This is a genomic window from Olivibacter sp. SA151, from assembly GCF_054130995.1.
Genome location: NZ_CP096391.1, coordinates 5,595,434 through 5,615,502, shown reverse-complemented (window position 1 = coordinate 5,615,502; position 20,069 = coordinate 5,595,434). Strand labels below are relative to the sequence as shown.

General features: G+C 41.9%; 13 protein-coding genes. 8 read left to right on the top strand and 5 right to left on the bottom strand.

The window, feature by feature from the left end:
• Nucleotides 1–21: 21 nt before the first annotated feature.
• From M1D52_RS22885 to M1D52_RS22875, 3 genes are all read left to right on the top strand, one after another.
• Entirely contained in the window at nt 22–2,835 is a 2,814-nt protein-coding gene (locus tag M1D52_RS22885; protein ID WP_013664970.1) for a 2-oxoglutarate dehydrogenase E1 component, read from the top strand.
• Between the two features lie 11 nt (nt 2,836–2,846).
• Nucleotides 2,847–4,406: a 2-oxoglutarate dehydrogenase complex dihydrolipoyllysine-residue succinyltransferase gene (odhB, locus tag M1D52_RS22880; RefSeq protein ID WP_437393667.1), complete on the top strand. Its 1,560-nt coding sequence runs from the start codon at nt 2,847–2,849 to the stop codon at nt 4,404–4,406.
• A 161-nt stretch (nt 4,407–4,567) separates the two neighbouring features.
• On the top strand, nt 4,568–5,563 hold the full coding sequence (locus tag M1D52_RS22875) for a hypothetical protein (RefSeq protein WP_437361725.1): 996 nt from the start codon (nt 4,568–4,570) through the stop codon (nt 5,561–5,563).
• 255 nt (nt 5,564–5,818) lie between these two features.
• Here M1D52_RS22875 and M1D52_RS22870 read toward each other — a convergent pair whose 3' ends face one another.
• Nucleotides 5,819–6,541, bottom strand: coding sequence for a head GIN domain-containing protein (locus M1D52_RS22870; protein ID WP_437361727.1), 723 nt, complete (start codon nt 6,539–6,541; stop codon nt 5,819–5,821).
• Nucleotides 6,542–6,956: 415 nt separating this feature from the next.
• Here M1D52_RS22870 and M1D52_RS22865 point away from each other — a divergent pair, with 415 nt between their 5' ends.
• The 5 genes from M1D52_RS22865 to M1D52_RS22845 all read left to right on the top strand — a co-directional run bounded on the left by M1D52_RS22865 (nt 6,957) and on the right by M1D52_RS22845 (nt 13,264).
• Nucleotides 6,957–8,126 (top strand): hypothetical protein, encoded by a 1,170-nt coding sequence (locus M1D52_RS22865; protein WP_437393666.1) that lies wholly within the window; start codon nt 6,957–6,959, stop codon nt 8,124–8,126.
• A 443-nt stretch (nt 8,127–8,569) separates the two neighbouring features.
• Nucleotides 8,570–9,115: a plastocyanin/azurin family copper-binding protein gene (locus M1D52_RS22860; protein ID WP_013664975.1), complete on the top strand. Its 546-nt coding sequence runs from the start codon at nt 8,570–8,572 to the stop codon at nt 9,113–9,115.
• Nucleotides 9,116–9,482: 367 nt separating this feature from the next.
• Complete coding sequence (gene lpdA / locus M1D52_RS22855; RefSeq protein ID WP_013664976.1) at nt 9,483–10,886, top strand: dihydrolipoyl dehydrogenase; 1,404 nt, start codon at nt 9,483–9,485, stop codon at nt 10,884–10,886.
• Between the two features lie 97 nt (nt 10,887–10,983).
• Entirely contained in the window at nt 10,984–11,373 is a 390-nt protein-coding gene (locus tag M1D52_RS22850) for an acyl-CoA thioesterase (protein ID WP_013664977.1), read from the top strand.
• A gap of 19 nt (nt 11,374–11,392) precedes the next feature.
• A complete protein-coding gene (locus M1D52_RS22845; RefSeq protein WP_437393665.1) occupies nt 11,393–13,264 on the top strand; it encodes an LTA synthase family protein in 1,872 nt (623 codons plus the stop codon).
• Nucleotides 13,265–13,323: 59 nt separating this feature from the next.
• On the opposite strand, the gene M1D52_RS22840 is transcribed toward M1D52_RS22845, so the two are convergent.
• The 4 genes from M1D52_RS22840 to M1D52_RS22825 form a co-directional block, all read right to left on the bottom strand.
• Nucleotides 13,324–15,258 (bottom strand): LTA synthase family protein, encoded by a 1,935-nt coding sequence (locus M1D52_RS22840; protein ID WP_437393663.1) that lies wholly within the window; start codon nt 15,256–15,258, stop codon nt 13,324–13,326.
• 16 nt (nt 15,259–15,274) lie between these two features.
• The gene (locus M1D52_RS22835) at nt 15,275–15,586 is read right to left on the bottom strand and encodes a DUF3817 domain-containing protein (RefSeq protein ID WP_013664980.1); all 312 of its coding nucleotides are present in this window, start codon (nt 15,584–15,586) and stop codon (nt 15,275–15,277) included.
• A 167-nt stretch (nt 15,587–15,753) separates the two neighbouring features.
• Entirely contained in the window at nt 15,754–18,924 is a 3,171-nt protein-coding gene (locus tag M1D52_RS22830; protein WP_130854413.1) for an efflux RND transporter permease subunit, read from the bottom strand.
• A gap of 43 nt (nt 18,925–18,967) precedes the next feature.
• Complete coding sequence (locus M1D52_RS22825; protein ID WP_437393662.1) at nt 18,968–20,059, bottom strand: efflux RND transporter periplasmic adaptor subunit; 1,092 nt, start codon at nt 20,057–20,059, stop codon at nt 18,968–18,970.
• Nucleotides 20,060–20,069 lie beyond the last annotated feature (10 nt).

The window sequence follows — 20,069 nt, the reverse complement described above, 5'->3', positions numbered from 1 at the left end:
GCACATCGTATTATAAAGTAAATGGACAGACTTTCATATCTTAGTAACGCAGACTCAAGTTACGTAGAATCGCTCTACAAAGCGTATAAGGAAGACCCCGATTCGGTCGATTTTGGATGGCAGAAATTTTTTGAAGGATTTGAATTCGGAGAGCAGGCGGGAGGCCATGGGCAACCGGTGGAAGGCGGCGACGTTTCTGAGCATTCTCTGAAAGAAATAAGGGTATTAAATATGATTCACGGTTACCGTGACCGTGGACACTTGTTTACAAAAACTAACCCCGTTCGTGAACGGAGACCGTATTATCCGGGAAAGGAGCTGGAAACCTTCGGCTTATCGGAAGCGGATATGGACACCGTTTTTAATGCCGGAGTAGAAGTTGGCTTAGGTCCGGCTAAATTACGCGACATTCGTCAGCTTATCGAAGAAACTTATTGTCAATCGATCGGCGCTGAATTCACCTATATTCGGCATCCTGAAAAAGTGAAGTGGTTGACAGAGTATATGGAAAGTACACGCAACCAGCCAAATTTTCCTATTGAGAAGAAAAAAAGAATTCTTCAGAAACTGAACGAAGCCGTAGTTTTTGAAAACTTTTTAGGCACCAAATTTTTGGGGCAGAAACGGTTTTCGCTGGAAGGAGCTGAAACGGTCATTCCGGCGCTGGATTCTATCATTGAGAAAGGTGCTGATCTTGGTATTCAGGAATTCGTGATTGGTATGGCGCACCGCGGTCGACTCAATGTACTGGCCAATATCATGGGAAAAACCTACAAAGATATTTTCTCTGAGTTTGAAGGAAAAACCTATGCTGCACAGGGTGATGAACCCGATTTCGGAGGAGATGTAAAATATCACCTGGGTTTCTCAACGGATATCAAAACAAATACCGGTAAGGACGTCCATTTAAGTTTATGTCCAAATCCCTCCCATTTGGAAACTGTCAATCCAGTGGTAGAAGGCTTGGTGCGTTCTAAAATCGATATGAAATACGATGGGGATAAATTGAAAATTGCCCCTATTTTAATTCATGGTGATGCTGCAATTGCAGGTCAAGGCATTGTATACGAAGTGGCGCAAATGTCAAAATTAGATGGATACTCTACCGGAGGAACCATTCACCTGGTCATCAATAACCAAATCGGCTTTACCACCAATTTTAAAGATGCACGCTCATCTACTTATTGTACAGATTTAGCAAAGGTGACCCTTTCCCCTGTCTTCCATGTAAACGGTGATGATGTGGAAGCCTTAATATTTGCAATCAATATGGCGGTGGAATATCGCCAGCGTTACCATACGGATGTTTATATCGACGTGTTATGTTACCGCCGTTATGGACATAATGAGGCAGATGAGCCTAAATTTACCCAACCGAAATTATATAAGGCGATTGCTTCACATCCAAATCCCCGCGAAATCTATAATAAAAAGCTAATGGAACAAGGCAGCGTGGATGCTAACTTGGCGAAGGAGATGGAGAAAGATTTCAAAGCCTTATTACAACAACGCTTGGACGAATCGAAAGAGGCAGAAAACCTGAGCGAGTCCAACCCAATGTTTTCCGGCGCTTGGAAAGGATTAAAGCCTGCTAAGTATGAAGATATCTTTAAGCCGGCCAATACAGCGGTTGATAAAAAGAAATTCATTGAAATCGCCAAATTAATTACGCTGCTTCCAAAGGATAAAAAATTCTTCAGCAAAACTGCAAAGTTGTTCGAAGCACGTTATAATATGATTGAAGAAGATTCGTACGACTGGGCGATGGGAGAGCTAATGGCCTATGGAACGTTATTAGCAGAGGGATCTCGAGTTCGTATTTCCGGACAGGATGTTGAACGCGGTACTTTCTCGCACCGTCATGCAGTGATTACGCTGGAAGATTCGGAAGAGGAGTATATTCCTTTAAAAGCGATTAACAAGGGCGATGTTAAGTTCGATATTTATAACTCCTTACTTTCTGAATATGGTGTGCTAGGCTTTGAGTATGGTTATGCTTTGGCAAACCCCCAATGCCTCACTATTTGGGAAGCTCAATTTGGCGACTTTTTCAATGGAGCGCAAATCATCGTTGACCAATACTTAGTAAGTGCTGAAACAAAATGGAAGCGTTCTAACGGATTGGTGATGTTATTGCCTCATGGTTATGAAGGACAAGGCCCTGAACACTCTTCAGGACGTATCGAACGTTTCTTGGAAGCTTGCGCTGAAAATAATATTCAAGTAGCCAATTGCACAACGCCCGCAAACTTTTTCCACTTACTTAGACGTCAATTGCATCGTGATTTCAGAAAACCATTAATCGTATTTACACCAAAGAGTCTGTTGAGACATCCGAAGGTGGTGAGTAAGCTGAAAGATTTTACTGAAGGTCAATTTCAGGAGATTATCGATGATAGTTACGTAAAAACAGCCGATGTAAAACGCGTGCTTTTCTGCACAGGGAAGGTTTATTTCGATTTGCTGCAAAAACAGCAAGATGATAAACGGAAGGATGTTGCTATCATACGAGTGGAGCAGCTTTATCCGACACCTACTGATAAAATACGCGCTATCCGCCAGAAATATAAGAATGCAACCAAGTTCTACTGGGTGCAAGAAGAACCGGAAAACATGGGCGCTTGGCCACACATTTGCCGTAAATATCGCAAAACAAGCGTGGAGCTGGACGTAATCTCGCGTAAAGAGAGCAGCAGTACGGCTACCGGTTATTCGAAACAACACAATGCACAACAACTGTCGTTGATCAGTCGCGCCTTCGCCGACGACAGCGCAGGAACAGAAGCAAAAAAACAAGTAAAAAAGACAACTAAAGAAGCAGCAAAAGTAGACTAACATAAAAGATTATGGCAATAGAAATAAAAGTTCCAGCCGTAGGCGAGTCGATAACGGAAGTTACCTTATCTCAATGGCTGAAAAAAGATGGCGACTATGTAGAAATGGATGAAAATTTGGCTGAATTAGAATCCGATAAAGCCACCTTTGAATTACCGGCTGAAAAGGCTGGGATACTCCGTATTATTGCTAAAGAAGGGGATACCTTGGAGATTGGTGCGGTTGTCTGCACCATTGAAGAGGCAGATGGTAAAGGCACAAGCACAACACAAAATAATACTACGCCAACGGCTACACCGGAGGCAAAACCGGCCACTCAAGATAATGGTTCAACCGGAGCTCCTGTTGAAATTAAAGTGCCGACTGTGGGCGAGTCGATCACCGAAGTGACCTTGTCGCAATGGCTGAAAAAGGACGGTGATTACGTAGAGATGGATGAAGATTTGGCGGAACTGGAATCTGATAAAGCAACTTTCGAACTGCCTGCTGAGGTAGCAGGGACTTTACAGATTGTTGCACAAGAGGGTGATACCCTTGCTATAGGTGCAGTAGTATGTAAGATTATTCCGTCTGGTAAGGGCGCTGTTGCTGCTGCCTCAAGCAGCGCGTCAGCTCCGGCTACAGCAAAAGAAGAGGAAGAAGAAAAGGAACAAAACTATGCTGCCGGAACACCTTCACCCGCTGCTGCTAAGATTTTAAAGGAAAAAGGAATTGACCCAAGTACCATTAAAGGAACCGGGAAGGACGGACGTATTACAAAAGAAGATGCCTTAAAAGCGGAGAAAAAGGCCGTTGAGCCAAAACCGGCAGCGACAGCGTCGGCTCCTAAGGCTGAACCATCGACAACAGCACCTAAAGCTGCTGCCGGTTCGAGAGATGAACGTAGGGAGAAAATGTCTTCACTCCGTAAGACGATAGCCAAGCGTTTAGTTTCTGTTAAAAATGAAACGGCTATGCTGACTACTTTTAACGAAGTGGACATGAAGCCGATCATGGATCTGCGTGCAAAGTATAAGGATAAATTCAAAGATAAATATGGTGTGGGCCTCGGCTTTATGTCATTCTTCACGAAAGCCGTAACAAAGGCCTTGGCGGAGTGGCCTGCAGTAAATGCACGGATCGAGGATAACGAGATTGTATATAGCAATTTCGCGGACATCTCTATCGCGGTTTCTGCACCGAAAGGTTTAGTGGTACCGGTAATCCGTAATGCAGAGTCCATGACCCTAGACGAAATCGAAAAAGCAGTTCGCGATTTGGCCTTGAAAGCGCGGGATAACAAATTGACTATTGATGAAATGACCGGTGGTACCTTTACCATCACCAACGGTGGTGTGTTCGGATCCATGATGTCTACACCGATTATCAATGCCCCTCAATCAGCCATCCTAGGAATGCATAACATCGTGGAACGTCCGGTAGCCATTAATGGTGAGGTCGTGATTCGTCCAATGATGTATGTCGCCCTGTCTTATGACCACCGCATCGTTGACGGACGGGAATCTGTTAGTTTCTTGGTTCGGGTGAAGGAATTGTTGGAAGACCCTGCTCGTTTATTATTGGGCATTTAATAAAAAGCTTATCTTTTAAAAAGCGGTTGGAATTTATTCAACCGCTTTTTTTTGAGAATGTCTACATTAAATGATCATCAAGAACCTTTCGTTGAATTATTGGCGCAGCTTGTTTACTCGAGCAAAACTATAGAAACTTGCCAAGGGTGTCATTATAGAATATGAAAAAATTAGTACTGGTTACTTTATATTGCCTTTCATTTTTTGTTTCGAGAGGACAACAGGAGTTTGAATGGCAGGTGAAGGCTTTCGGCTTTGCAGATAACCGAGAGTATTTAAATGCGAAGCTCCATTCACAGTCGATACTGGGCATGCGTTTTGCTCCCGAAGTGGGGCTTCGGCTTGATAGTACACATCGTATCCGCTTTGGGGTCAACTTTTTACAAGAGTTTGGTGCGGAACCTTTTGGCGAAAAAGTAAATCCAATCCTTTACTATAACTACGAAAACAGGGGCTTGTCCTTTTATATTGGTGCATTTCCGCGCTTCGAACTATTGGGCGACTATCCTCGTGCCGTATTGAACGATACCTTAATGTATTACCGGCCTAATATAGAAGGGCTCTTTTTCCGTTATCGAAAGGGAAGTTTCCATCAGCAGATATGGGTTGATTGGACCAGTAGGCAAACAGCTGAAAAAAGGGAACAGTTTATGGTTGGTTTGTCCGGAAGAGCGCAAACTGGCCTGTTTTTCTTTTCACATTATTTAAGTATGCTGCATACGGCCAATACGTCTAATGGCGAGTTCCCCGTGCGGGATAATATGGTTGCTCTTTTGCAGATCGGGGCCGACTTGAGCGATCAATGGGTGCTGGATTCACTGACGATTGCGGTCGGTGGTTTAGGATCATTGGATCGTATAAGGGGAGAGTATGACACCCGTACGCCAAAAGGATTCATTGCCGACCTGCATGCCGCCTACCGATCCTGGTTTATACATAATACCTTTTATAAAGGGCAGGCACACGATATCCTATTCGGAGACCGGTTTTACACGAAAGATAGCTACGATCGATTGGATCTTGGCTGGCGACCGTTTAGAAAAGGAAATGTGGAAGGTTTCTTTATGTTCAGTTTGCACTTTACACCAGGCGAGATCAGCAACCAACAAATGATCCAGCTTCGGTATAATTTCGGAAAAGCATTGAAGTTTAATTAGTGAAGTAGTTGAGTAGTGAAGTAGTTGAGCGGGGAAATAGTTTAACTAGTTGAGTAGGGAAATGGTTGATCGTAGACGTAAGACAAAGGATCAGCCAATGTGATGATGGTTACGAGTAGCACTGACCCTTACTTAAAACCTATAACGTAGAACTTATAACTAGTCAGGCTTGAGTTGCCAAGTAACTTAATAGAGCAATGAGCAGAGGGGATTTACCTTACCCCCCCATACCTTACCCCTCATCCCTTATACCCTTTATAGCCTTCTAACTTTGCCTGATCCGGAGGTGGAAGCATTCACACTTTTTACATTTCCTGCATAATGGACGGAACCGGAGCCACTGATTTTGGCGTTTAATTCCTGATTGGTAAACACATAGGCATCACCTGATCCACTAATGTTAACATTCGTGCTATTAGCCGTTAATTTTGCCCCGTTAAATTTGCCCGAACCACTAATCCGGATGTCGTTACTTTCAGTAGACCCCTGAATATCAAGTTGTCCCGAACCACTGATAGCAGCAACAAAATTATCTACCTTGGCCGTACAGGATATATTGCCGGATCCACTTACTTTCACGTCAAGTGCCGGGGAAGTAAGTGTACCGGACACTTCGATTTTTCCTGATCCGCTCTGAGATAAGCCGGTTAACCGCTTAGCGGTGATATACACCGATACATGTCCTTTATTGATCGAAAACCAATTCAGGTTCTTTTTCATGCGGATTTTAAGTGCTCCCTGTTCTACCACGGTTTCTACATTTTGTAAGGTTTCCGGATCGCCTTCTAATTTGAGCGATTCGGTATTTCCCATTTTAATGTACACGTGGAAGCTCCCGCTGTTCTGTATGCTGTTAAAACCGCTAACATCCCGGCGCTCTTCATCGAGCTTGTTTAATAAGGTTGCATGTGCTATACCCATGCACATAAAAGGCAGTAATACTGCTAACCATCCGAGTGATCCGAATAACCTTTTCATTTAAATACTGTTTTAAGTGGTCATGAGGTTTACCAACTGCGTCCCGATAAGTGCAAAGCGGTATCCTTCATGTATCTATTGGTTTGTTTTTATCGCTTCTAATGTAGCGTGATTTTTATATAAGACGCATAAAGTCGGAAAACGTTGCATTTTTTTTATCTTTATTCGTTTAAAAACAAATTTCAAATCTTTTTATTTATACAAGATAAAGTGCCTTAACCGCTTATGTTTTAAAACAGACTGGTTTTCGTGAGCTGACTATAAAGTAAGAGTTGCAAGCATGGGCCAAAATTATATATCTTCCATGGTTTTGTAGACGTATAAAAAAGGAATGAAACCTGCATAAATTGTTATAAACAGAAGACAGTGAATAATTTATGCAAGCTTCATTGCCATTAAAAGCAAATTTATTCCAATGAAAATTAAAAAGGTAGATACTCCCGCACTCGCTAAAATTTTTCTAGAAATACCTTTGTCTTTATATGCTTCTGATAAAAACTATATACAACCGCTAAATGAAGATGTAGAAAGTGTGTTTGACCGACAAAAAAATGGCCTCTTTGCCATCGGCGATTGCTGCAGATGGGTCTTGTTTGATTCTCATGGAAAGGCAATCGGACGAATAGCGGCCTTTTTTGATACCATAAGTGCCAAAAGCTATGCGCAACCCACGGGAGGTTGTGGATTTTTTGAATGCATTAATGATCAAGAGGCTGCCTTCGCCTTGTTTGACGTCGCAAAGGAATGGTTGAAACAGCAAGGGATGGAAGCGATGGACGGTCCGATCAATTTTGGGAGTAGGGAGCGTTGGTGGGGACTGCTCGTTGACGGTTTTGTTGAACCCTGCTATTGCAGTAATTATAATCCGCCCTTTTACAGAACACTTTTTGAAGCTTATGGTTTTCAGACCTATTTCAAACAATATACCTATAGACGGTTAACAGACGGTAACATAGATGATCGATACGCGGCCAAGGCTAAACGTGTCCTGGGAATGAAGGGTTACCATTTTGATCATGTAAAGCGACACGAGTTGGATCGTGCAGCGCGACAGTTTCGAATGATTTATAATAAGGCCTGGGTGAACCATGATGGGGTAGGAAAGATGACAGAAGAGCAGGCTAACAAATTAATGAAGAATTTAAAACCGATCGTTGATCCGATCGGACTATGGTTTGCTTATTACGAAGGAGAACCTGTAGGCTTCTTTATTAGCATACCCGATGTAAATCAGCTATTAGTGAAATATGTAAAGGGGAAAATTGGGCTGCGAGGCCTGTTTGTTTTGCTTTGGAATAAATGGTTTAAGCGTTGCAAAACGCTCTTCGGTATAGTTTTCGGTATTGTGCCCGAGCATCAGCGTAAAGGGGTAGAGGTGGGTTTGGTAATGGAGTCGGCCCGTGTATTTATTAACAAAAAAGCGAAAACCGGTTACGAAGAGTTACAAATGAATTGGATAGGCGATTTTAATCCCAAGATGATGAATTTGGCGCAGCAAATAGGCGCCCACATTTATAAGACGCATCACACTTATCGTTATTTATTTGATCGGACGAAGCCCTTTGAGCGACACCCTATTCTTTAATAGTTGAATCGTTAAGTGGTTAAGTAGGAAAATAGTTGGTGACGTGCTCAAACCTTATACCTAGAGCCGATAGCTGACATCCGAAAGCTAATACCTAATTGCTAACACCTAAAAGCTTAATGTGGTACAATTTCAAGAGAAGCAAATAGGCGCCCATATTTATAAGACGCATCACACTTATCGTTATTTATTTGATCGGACGAAGCCCTTTGAGCGACACCCTATTCTTTAATAGTTGAATCGTTAAGTGGTTAAGTAGGAAAATAGTTGGTGACGTGCTCAAACCTTATACCCTAGAGCCGATAGCTGACATCCGAAAGCTAATACCTAATTGCTAACACCTAAAAGCTTAATGTGGTACAATTTCAAGAGAAGCAAAAGGATTTTGATAAATTATTAATAAGTTTGTAATTAGCTAATAAGAAAAACAAAAAAGAAAAGAAATGAAGAAAGTATTTATCGTGCCGGCTTTAGCGGCGGCATTGTTTTTAGCAGCTTGTGGTGGAGGTGAGAATAAAAATGCTACCCACGAACATGAAGAGACGGCTGCTTCAAGTACCCCGGCAGAGACTCCGGCTGCTGCCACTGTTCCCGGTATAGAAAATGTGCAGGTAACAAGCCATATCGAGCTTCAGGCTTCTGATGACATGCGTTTCGATAAGGATTTGTTCAAAGTAAAGGCCGGAGAAAAGGTAAAACTTACGTTGAAGAATGTTGGACAACAACCGATCGAGTCAATGGGACATAACGCCGTTGTCTTAGATCAAGGTACTGACATCGCGGCCTTTGGAGGAGAAGCTTTCAAAGCGAAGGATGATGAATATATCCCTTCTACTTTTGCTTCCTCGATTATTGCCCATACGAAGCTTTTAGGTCCAGGTCAGTCAGATGAAATCGAATTTACCTTACCAAAAGCAGGTGTATACGAATTTATATGTAGTTTCCCCGGACACTGGGGAACGATGCAAGGTAAAATCGTAGCTGAATAGAACTTAATATACAGTTTAAAGGCCCTGTAAGTGTCATACTTACAGGGCTTTTTCTATGAAGCTAAGCTATTCATACAGATAAGAATGGATGATTTAAGACCGGTTTTTTAGCTACCTTGGCCTGCACCAAAGTTACTATGCAAATTATGAGAAAAGGTATATGTTGATTCTAAAAGCGCATGGTCTTGAATGAACAATCCGATAGTCAATAAAAAAGTCAAATTATCCAAGTTTTATCATTCAATTCACGCTTTTATAAGGAATTAGCGGTAAGAATTCATACCTTTGACTGTCAATTTCACTTTGTTTGCTCGTGAACAGAAATTGGCAAAATATCTGTAAATTGATAAGAAAATAAATTATATCCATGCAATACGACGTCGTAGTAATAGGCAGCGGACCCGGAGGCTATGTAGCCGCTATCCGTTGCGGTCAACTAGGGTTAAAAACAGCCATTATTGAGAAATATAGTACTTTGGGAGGTACCTGCTTGAATGTCGGATGTATACCATCCAAAGCCTTGCTCGATTCGAGTGAACACTACCACAACGCGAATAAACATTTTGCAGAACATGGTATCAATCTGAGTAACTTGAAGGTCGACCTAAAGCAAATGATCAAAAGGAAGAACGGTGTAGTGGAGCAAACAACCGGAGGAATCACCTTCCTGATGAAGAAGAATAAAGTGACGACCTATCAAGGAGTTGGTTCTTTTGTTGACAAGAATACCATCAAAATTACGAAGGATGATAAAACAACGGAAGAAATTACCACGAAGAACGTCATTATTGCAACGGGTTCAAAACCGGCATCATTACCCTTTATTACCATTGACAAAAAAAGAATCATTACCTCAACAGAAGCACTTAATCTAACTGAAGTGCCAAAACATTTGGTCTTGATCGGTGGAGGGGTTATTGGCTTGGAACTGGGATCGGTATATGCACGTTTGGGTGCAAAAGTGACGGTGATCGAGTACCTCGATTCCATTATTCCTACAATGGATAAAGGCTTAGGAAAGGAATTGCAGAAATCGCTAAAAAATCTAGGTTTTGAATTCTTGTTAAGTCATAAAGTAACCGGAGCAAGTGTAAAGGGAAAAACAGTCACCGTAACTGCTGAAGATACAAAAGGAAATCCGGTAAAAGTAGAGGGCGATTACTGCTTAGTAGCCGTAGGACGTACAGCCTATACAGAAGGCTTGAATTTGGATGCCGTTGGTATTAAATTGGAAGAACGAGGTAAAAAAGTGCCGGTTAATGAGCACTTGGAAACGCCTGTTGCCGGTATATATGCAATTGGTGATGTGATTCGAGGGGCAATGCTTGCGCATAAAGCGGAGGAGGAAGGTGTTTATGTTGCTGAACTCATTGCCGGGCAAAAGCCACATATCAATTACAATCTTATTCCTGGTGTCGTATATACATGGCCGGAAGTTGCCAGTGTAGGTGCAACCGAAGAACAGTTAAAAAACGACGGTATAAAGTATAAAGCCGGGTCTTTCCCTTTCAAAGCAAGTGGGAGAGCACGCGCAAGCATGGATACCGAAGGTTTCGTTAAAGTGCTAGCCGATGCCGGTACCGATGAAATTTTAGGCGTTCATATGATCGGACCACGTGTGGCCGACATGATTGCAGAAGCAGTTGTTGGTATGGAATATCGTGCGTCAGCGGAAGATATTGCACGTATTTGCCATGCACACCCAACATTTACTGAATCATTTAAAGAAGCAGCTCTAGCAGCGACGGGAAATAGAGCAATTCATATTTAGTAGGGTAAAAGGCGTAGGGTGTAAGGTTTACGGTAAGGCTACCATCGCTTTATACCTTACACCTTATCTCTTACACCTTAACTTACTCCTTTAACACATGAATTTTCATACAAGAAAATGGGTAAAACCCGAAGATTTAAACCCAAACGGCACCCTGTTCGGCGGGACCTTGTTACGCTGGATCGACGAGGAGGCTGTGATTTATGCCATTGTGCAGTTAGGGAACTCCAAAGTTGTAACGAAATTTATTTCGGAGATTAATTTTGTGAGTTCTGCAAAGGCTGGGGATATCATTGAATTGGGTATTCAAGCTACACATTTTGGAACTACTTCAATTACGCTGACCTGTGAAGTACGGAACAAAATTACAAGAAAGAGTATCCTGACTATTGATAAATTGGTGTTTGTAAATCTTGATGATAACGGGAATCCGGTTCCTCACGGAAAGACCGAAATTACTTACGCTTTTGCCGGCGATAGACCTTAAGAAGATTTTTAATATTTTCATGAATAAATTATTCGGCATCCTATGGCGATACTTCGCCTTTTGGATGTTTTTTGCTATCCTTTGTAGAGCCTTTTTTCTGGCTTATTTTCACGAACAACTCCACCTGTTACCTTGGATGGAAGTCCTGAAAATATTTGCATATGGGATGCGTATGGACGCTTCCATGGCTGCTTATATTTGTGCCATCCCCACTTTAGTGCTGATTTTGAGGATCTGGGTTGATCGCTTGCATATCTCTCAACGTCTATCTCGCCTGTATGTATGGAGCGTAGTAATCGCTTGCTCCCTGATCAATATTATTAATTTTAATATTTACCGGGAATGGGATACATTAATATCATACAAGGCGGTCGATTTATTTTTAGATTCACCTCATTTAGCCATTGCTTCCGCCGCCTCGTCTCCTATTTTTTTATCCTCGCTCTTGTTGCTGAGTTTAAGTTGTCTTGGCATTTACCTGGCTAGATGGATGAAGATTTACCAATGCACTTTTGTCGGCATAAACAAATGGTATAAAAAAACTTTCACATCACTGGGGCTTCTATCCGTGGTTTTTCTATTAATACGTGGAGGATGGGGGCTGACACCGCTAAACCCGTCTATGGTCTATTTCGCTACCAATGCCTTCCCCAACCATGCAGCTACCAATGTATCTTGGTATTTTATTAATGATATCTTACATGCCGGCGGATTACATCGTAACCCTTATATCAGCATGAAAAATACGGAGGCCAAGCAAGCGGTCGCTCCGTTGCTTAAAACTACAGCTGGGCACACTACACGAATTCTAATTCGATCAAAACCCAATGTGGTTTTAATTATCCTGGAAAGTTTTACAGCCGATCTGGTGCAATCACTGGGAGGTGAGAGGGGAGTGGCACCGGGTTTGGAAAAGCTCATTGCGGACGGTTTATTGTTTGATCACATATATGCATCAGGAGATCGGACGGATAAGGGAATGATTGCCATCTTGAGTGCTTTTCCGACCCAATCATCCAAAAGTATTATAAAGAATATCCAAAAGCAGGCTGAGCTTCCTTCATTAATGAGCGATTTTAAAGAAAAGGGATACCATACTTCTTTTTATTATGGGGGAGAAAGTGAATTTTATAACTTCAAAGGCTATATGTTAAGTCATGGATGTAGGAAGGTCGTCGACCAGCTCTGTTTTCCACATCGTGAAGCCCGATCGAAATGGGGAGTATTCGACCATGCGACGTTCGGTAAACAGCTGCGCGGCCTCGATAAAGAAAAACAACCTTTTTTCTCTACTTTACTGACGCTGAATAATCATGAACCTTTTGATCTACCGGGTGTGCATCGTTTTGGAACAGATAATCTGCCCAATCTTTTTAGGAGTACGGCTTTTTATACCGACTCGGTTTTATATAGTTATTTAAAACAAGCCAAAACGAAACCTTGGTATAAAAACACGCTCTTTATTATTGTGGCCGATCATGGCCATCGTTTGCCATTGGAACAATGGGAAAGTAATTGCCCCAAGCGTTATCGTATACCTTTGTTATTGTATGGAGATGTGTTGCAACCTGCCTATCGCGGAAAGCGAATCAATAAGATAGGAAGTCAGGTTGATCTAGCGGCAACTTTATTAAATCAATTAGGCTACGACGCTAAACCGTATACATGGAGCAGAGATTTGCTGAATGACAGTACCGTTCCCTTTGCTTTTTTCAGTTGGTCTGACGGCTGGGGAGCGGTGAATGGATATTGCCAGGTGGCTTTTGATAATGTCGGAAAAGTAATGAGTTATCAGAAGAGTTTGGATTCGTGCCAACATAGTAAAGAAGATTTGCTTCATCAAGGAAAAGCGTATATGCAGGAGGTGTATAATCAATACTTAGCTTATTAATTGAGAGGCGCTTTCGGCAATGAGCTTTAAGTGCCGGCAGACTCTAAGTGAGACGCAGTTTACTTGATCGGATGATAGGTTAATTCATCCTGAATCATCCGGTTATTGTATTGTTGAATAAAAGCGTTTAGATAAGTTTCCATTTTTGCCAATACGATCGGTTCGTCCTTAATTAGGTTATGCTTAGTGAGTCGGTCCTCCTTTAGGTTATACAAAGCGGTACTAACCTGTCCATCGTTTAGCAAAAGGTAATCACCATGATAAAGACTAAAGGTGCCGTCATTATTATTTATGACAAAATTGTCTGTTTGCGGTGAAAAAGCATTGAATCCAAACGCAAAATAAGGTTTATCATAGTGTAGATAACTTAATACGCTGGGCATAATGTCAATCTGTTGTACAAGCTTGTCGGCTTTTCCTTTTAGGTTTCCTCCGGGATAATAAAATAGTATCGGAATAGAAAATGCACCGGGGATGGTTTGATACTCGGGGAAGTATGAAACGGTTGCATGATCAGCGCAAAGTACAAAAAGCGTTTGTTTAAACCAAGGCATCCTCGAGGCGGTTTCGAAGAATTTCCTCAATGCCATGTCCGTATAACCCATCGGTTCCTGCACTTCCAACGGGCCTCTCGGAAATTTGCCGGCATACTTGGCCGGTACTTTAAAAGGATGGTGAGAAGACAAGGAAAAAAAAGCCGTAAAAAAGGGTTGATGGAACGTATTGATGGTTTTAGCCATAAATTGCATAAAAGGTTCGTCCCAAATGCCCCAAATGCCATCGAAATCGGTATCGTTGTTATATTCGGTTTTGCCGTAATAGTGCTCGATACCTGCAAGTTTTGTATACGAGGAAAAGCCCATGGAGCCGTTGGGTGCTCCGTGAAAAAAGGCCGTTTCGTAACCTTTATCGGCCAGTAATTTCGCAATGCTCGTTGTCTTGTTACCGGAATAAGTGGAAAGAACAAAGGGTTCCCGGATGGAGGGGATACCGGAAATAATCGATGGCAGTGCATCAATGGACTTTCGCCCATTAGCATATGTATGTGTAAAAGTGTAACTGTTTTCAACCAGCGAATCAATAAAGGGAGTATAACCTTTATAGGTTCCGTTGGCTAAATCTCGATTTAACGCTCCTACATGTTCCTTTCCTAAACTTTCAATAATCAAAAAAACCACATTAAGCGGTTTAAAGGCAGCTGTATCGTGTGGTAGGTGAATCGGATTATATATCCCTTGAAGCGTCGCCTCATCGTAATAATGAACCGGTTTTAAACTGACTGCTTTTAAAGTTCGTATAATTGCGAAGGGTGTATTCAGTACGATGCTCATTTGATTGGGCGACTGGACGAATTCACCGGCATTGCTTAAGGTGATAGGACGTGTGCTGTGGCGCCATCCTCCGCGCATGCCCACAACCGTTAAATAAGCGAAAGCAAAAAACAAAATCGTATGACTGAGATAATACCGAGCATTTCGTTTCATTGGATTCTTCAAACGAATGCAATCGTAAAGGCGAATAAACAAATAAATCAAAAAAATAAATAGAATAAGGAGGTACCAATAGCCGAGTAAAAAATCAACCGTTAACTTCCATTTATTCTGTTCATTGATAAATTGACTGAACACAGTACCGGTAGTACGCTTGAGCGTGAACTTATAATAAGCAATATCGATTAGGTTAGCAGCAATGCCGACGCTGTTCGTAACGATAAACAACCATTTGGCTACCTTTTGATAAGGTACATGATATCGAAATGGAAAAGGTAGAATCTGGAGTAAAATGTAAAGAATATTGATGTAAAGTAAAGCCGATAGGTCGAATTTGATGCCACCCAGAAAAATACTACTGAATTGCGAGGTGCTAATGTTTGGAAATAACGACTGATTGCCTAAATAAAATCCAAGCCTCAGTAAACTGTAAAGCACCAGTAAAAATATAAACCTAGCTATCAATGCTCCGTATATGGGCATTTTAACCGATCCGACCCTCATGTTTATTGGTATAGATTTAGTTAGCTTCGGCCTTTAATCTTTTTTCTACAACAAATGGTGCAAATGGCAAGAGCGAGGCAAAGAAAAATAAAAGGACTCTTCCAAATTTCCAACTATATTCTGTCCAGCATTGAATTAGCGAAAATACATAAGCAATAAAGAGAACACCGTGTGCCCAGCCTACATATTTAACTGCGAGTGGAAAATCTGCCCAGTACTTAAGCGGCATGGCAATAAATACCAACAAGATAAAGGAAATCCCTTCCAGTAAGGCTATTTTTCGAAATCTACGGACTGTACTTTTGTTGGCTGCAGTATTTGCTGACATTATAAATATGTTAATATTTTGTTAAATGCAGCAAAGGTAGGGGATCTATCTATTGATTCTTAATTCTTTAGAAGGTTTGACTTATTTATGACGGCAGCGGTAACTGTGAGTTGGACGAGTCAATTTATTAGTCAATTGGCTGATTAGCCAATTGACTAATAAGCTAATTAGCCGTGGTGGCTTTCATACTCTTTTACTTCTTTATGATCGTATTCCTCAACCATTAACTCTTCGATTGGCCTACCCTTTTTATCCCATCCCAAGCGGTGTAAAATGTTATCTACCACTTGATATACTACAGGCACAATAATCAAAGTTAAGAAAAGCGAGCTGATCAAACCACCTATAATAACCCAAGCAAGGCCATTTTTCCATTCAGAGCCGGCACTTGAAGCCAATGCGATGGGCAGCATCCCTATTACCATTGCAATAGTTGTCATCAAGATGGGACGCAAACGGGCATGGTTTGCATGGATAAGGGCCTGCCGTGTGCTATTCCCTTCCGCTTTCATTTGGTTGGTAAAATCCACCAAAATGATCGCATTTTTTGCAACGAGTCCGATAAGCATGATCAAGCCCAGAATAGTAAAGATATTCAATGAATTATTCGTCAATGCCAGGGCAAGCAATGCACCGATAACGGATAATGGAATGGAGAACATCACCACAAATGGGTACACAAAGCTATCATACAATGCTACCATAATCAAATATACCAAGACGATGGAAACCATCAAGGCAACGCCTAAGGTTCCGAAGCCCTCCGATTGATTTTCCATATCACCACCCCAAACATAGCTGACACCCGTCGGCTTCGGAATTGACCCTAACTTTCCTTCAAATTCCTGAATAACGGTACCCGATGGACGCCCCACGGCTTGCGATTGCACTTTAACCGAAGTACTTTTGTCCCTACGCTCCAGTTGGCTAGGTCCCGAGCCTTCTTTTACTACAGCAAATTGAGAAAGCTTAATGAGCTTACCGTCCTTGTTTGTGAAATAAAGATTCCGTACATCGTCAATATTCTTCCGGTCATAATCTTCAAAGCGAATATTGATATCATACTCATACTCGCCCTGGCGATATTTACCATCCGTATTACCATTAAAAGCGGTTTGCATGGTACCTCCAACAGTTTGCAGCGATAAACCAAGCGCGGTCATTTTATCGCGGTCTACTTCTACCGTGATTTCGGGATTTCCACTTTCCACTGAAAGTTTTGTTTCGGCAGCACCGGGAACTTTCGCTAAAAGCGCTCTTGCCTTTTCGGCATAAGCCAATACGCTATCCAGATCTGAACCGGTAACGACCATTTCAATTGGTGCTTGCTGCGCGGCTCCTAAAATATCAATCGGTACGGTTTTCACCTTGGCTCCTACCAATAACTTTTGAATTTCTCCTTTTAGCTTGGCCGCGTAAATATCAGATGATTCATCCCGTTCTTCTTTGGGAGTGAGTTTTACGGTAATTTCTGCTTTGTACGCAGTCGATTGATCAGCACCAAGGTTGTCGCTCGACTGACCGACGGTCGTGATTAAAGAAACAATTTCTTTCTTCTTGCTTAAGAAGTCCTCCGCCTTTCTAGTAACTTGGTTCGTTAATTCAAGAGAAGCATCTTTTGGCAATTCGATTTGGACCAAAAACTCCCCACGATCACTCTGTGCGAAGAATTCTGCTCCAATAAAACCACCAAAAGTTAATCCGCAGGACGAAACCAGTAAAAGTGAAACCGTAACGAGCGTGATTGCTTTATGATCCAAAGCCCAGTTTAATATACCCGTTACCCAATTGGTGAAACGATGCAACTGCTTTTCAAACCAAAGAATAAACCTTCCGATAAAATTACGGTTTGATATGCGTTCAAGTTTTCCAAATCGAGAGGTGAGTAGTGGTACGATGGAGAAAGAGGCCAATAAACTCAAAAGTGTAGAGATCATCACTACCACACAAAACTCCCGAAGAATATCAGATACTAAACCGGTACTCACTGAAATCGGAAGGAACACGACCACGATAACCATGGTGATAGACACAACGGTAAAACCAATTTCCTTGGTTGCGTCATAAGAAGCCCTCACTTTATTCTTTCCCATCTCCATATGCCGATAGATGTTTTCAATAACAACAATCGCGTCATCTACCAAAATACCTACCACAAGCGATAAACCGAGTAAAGACATGAGGTTTAATGTGAAACCAAAAAGGTAGATTCCAATAAAGGTTGCGACAAGTGAGGCGGGTATAGCCACCATAACGATGACGGCATTTCGTAAACTATGTAAAAAGAATAGCATCACCACCGCAACTAAGATAACGGCGAGGAATAAGTCATGTACCACCGCATCGGCTGATTCAAGCGTATAGTCGGACGTATCATTGGCGATAACAATCTGAAGATTTTCTTTTTGGTAATCAGTGGTCAAACGTTCAACAATTGCCCGTACTCCTTCACTTACTTTTACCGCATTTGCGTCCGAGGTTTTAAGGATCTGTAATATAATGGAGCCACTTCTATTTAGTCGCGCTATTTTTTCAGCATCCTCCTGTGCATCCTGTACGTCAGCAACGTCCATTAGTCGTATTTGTGCACCGTCGTCTGCCGTACTTATGACTAAATTTCGTAATTCATTAACCGATTTGTATTTACCGGCCAAGCGGATTAAGATATCTTGATTCTTGGTTTTTACACTTCCTGTTGGAAAATCCAGGTTCGAGTTGAGAATTACCTGTTGTACGTCCAGTGCAGACAAACCATAGGCTTCCAATTTCGCCGCGTTTAGGTTTACTTGTATCTCACGTTCCTGACCGCCGATTAAATTCACCTGCGCTACACCATTTACACGAGAAACAATGGGCTGAATGCGTTTATCAATTAAATCAAAAAATTGCGCATCATCCATATTGGCTGTAGCAGACAGCGTAATGATGGGGAGATCATCAAGCGAGAACTTGGCCAATGAGGGCGTTTCCGCGTCATCGGGCAGGTCTGACAATACTGCGTTGACTTTACGTTGCGCATCATTGATCGCATAATCGACATCCGCTTCACTGGTAAGCGTAATAGTAATAACAGAAAGCCCTTCAAAAGAAGTCGCTTCCAGTTTTTTAATATTCTCCATGGAAGACACTGCGTCCTCCAACTTCTTAGTAACGGTGTTTTCTACTTCATTCGGTGAGGCGCCCGGATAAATCGTTGAAATCGATACGACTCCCGGATTAAACTTAGGAAGCATCTCATAATTCAATGACAAATAACTAATGATTCCCAGTAAGGTTAAGGCGGTAAAGACCACGATAACAATAGAGGGGCGCTTTATAGATATTTCAGCAATTTTCATTCGAATAATTGTTTATTCATTTAAGTGACAAGGGTTTTATGCCCTATTTAGTCGTGTTATTACGTGCGTTTTCATTTGCCTGTGGTTTCACTTCCGTGCCATCAACAAGATTGATCTGGCCGCTGGTTATTACGGTTTCGCCTTCTTTCAGGCCGTCTATGATCTCTACCTGTTCACCTAAAATGCGTCCTGCAGTTACTTTCCGGAGTCGAGCAGTATTGCCATTTTGCAAAACAAATATTTCATTACTACTTACACTTCCCACAAAAGCACTTCGTGGTATAACAATTGTGGGTTGCTGTTCAGGTAAATCGAACGTAGCCGTTGCATACATACCCGCTTTTAATTGTTGAGTGCTGGAATTTTCCACTTGAATTTCTACCGGATAGTTCAGGGTATTGTCAGCTTTTGCAGCAATAAAGGAAATTTTACCACTGAATTTTTTGTCCGGAAATACGGTAGTTGTGATGCTTACCGGATCGCCAACTTTTAAGTTCACTACCTGTGATTCATTGGCATTAACAAGTAATTTGAGCCTCGAAACATCTACTATATCAAATAACGCTGTGCCGGGCGAAACATACGTGCCTACTTCGATATTCCGCTTGTTAACAATACCCGATATGGGCGCTTTGATATAAGCATCAGCTAATCGGCGTTTAGCTTGTTGTACTTTATTTTCGGCATTGCGTACGTTGAGATTGATTTCGTCAAGTTGCGCCTTGGTAACACCACCGGTTTTAAAGGAGCTTTCGTATCGTTGCTGATCAGTCTTTAATTTACTCAATGCGTCTTCTGCCGCTTCCAGATCTAAATTAAGATATTCATCATCTATTCGCGTTAATAGTTGCCCACGGCTAACACGAGACCCTTCATCTACCAGGATTTGTGTAACTCGTCCGCTATTTTCTGCTAACAGGCTCAAATCTTGCCAAGCAGCGAAGTTGCCATTGGAAGAAAAATCGAGATTGATAGCCGATTTGCTAGCAGTGGTTGTACGCACCACAACAGCACCTGTACCCTTTGCTACGATATCCGTTTTGGCTTGGTTCTCTTTTTTGTTGTTATTCAATACCCACGCGATTATCGCCAGGGCACCGAGGACAATAAGTAGAGTAAAAATGATTCTTTTCATCTGTATATAT

Bases quoted from the DNA above. Each gene is read 5' to 3' on its own strand.
- M1D52_RS22825 (WP_437393662.1), bottom strand. From the start codon at position 20,059: ATGAAAAGAATCATTTTTACTCTACTTATTGTCCTCGGTGCCCTGGCG.
- M1D52_RS22835 (WP_013664980.1), bottom strand. From the start codon at position 15,586: ATGTCAGCAAATACTGCAGCCAACAAAAGTACAGTCCGTAGATTTCGA.
- M1D52_RS22845 (WP_437393665.1), top strand. From the start codon at position 11,393: ATGAATAAATTATTCGGCATCCTATGGCGATACTTCGCCTTTTGGATG.
- M1D52_RS22870 (WP_437361727.1), bottom strand. From the start codon at position 6,541: ATGAAAAGGTTATTCGGATCACTCGGATGGTTAGCAGTATTACTGCCT.
- M1D52_RS22860 (WP_013664975.1), top strand. From the start codon at position 8,570: ATGAAGAAAGTATTTATCGTGCCGGCTTTAGCGGCGGCATTGTTTTTA.
- M1D52_RS22850 (WP_013664977.1), top strand. From the start codon at position 10,984: ATGAATTTTCATACAAGAAAATGGGTAAAACCCGAAGATTTAAACCCA.
- lpdA (WP_013664976.1), top strand. From the start codon at position 9,483: ATGCAATACGACGTCGTAGTAATAGGCAGCGGACCCGGAGGCTATGTA.
- M1D52_RS22840 (WP_437393663.1), bottom strand. From the start codon at position 15,258: ATGAGGGTCGGATCGGTTAAAATGCCCATATACGGAGCATTGATAGCT.
- M1D52_RS22875 (WP_437361725.1), top strand. From the start codon at position 4,568: ATGAAAAAATTAGTACTGGTTACTTTATATTGCCTTTCATTTTTTGTT.
- odhB (WP_437393667.1), top strand. From the start codon at position 2,847: ATGGCAATAGAAATAAAAGTTCCAGCCGTAGGCGAGTCGATAACGGAA.
- M1D52_RS22830 (WP_130854413.1), bottom strand. From the start codon at position 18,924: ATGAAAATTGCTGAAATATCTATAAAGCGCCCCTCTATTGTTATCGTG.
- M1D52_RS22885 (WP_013664970.1), top strand. From the start codon at position 22: ATGGACAGACTTTCATATCTTAGTAACGCAGACTCAAGTTACGTAGAA.
- M1D52_RS22865 (WP_437393666.1), top strand. From the start codon at position 6,957: ATGAAAATTAAAAAGGTAGATACTCCCGCACTCGCTAAAATTTTTCTA.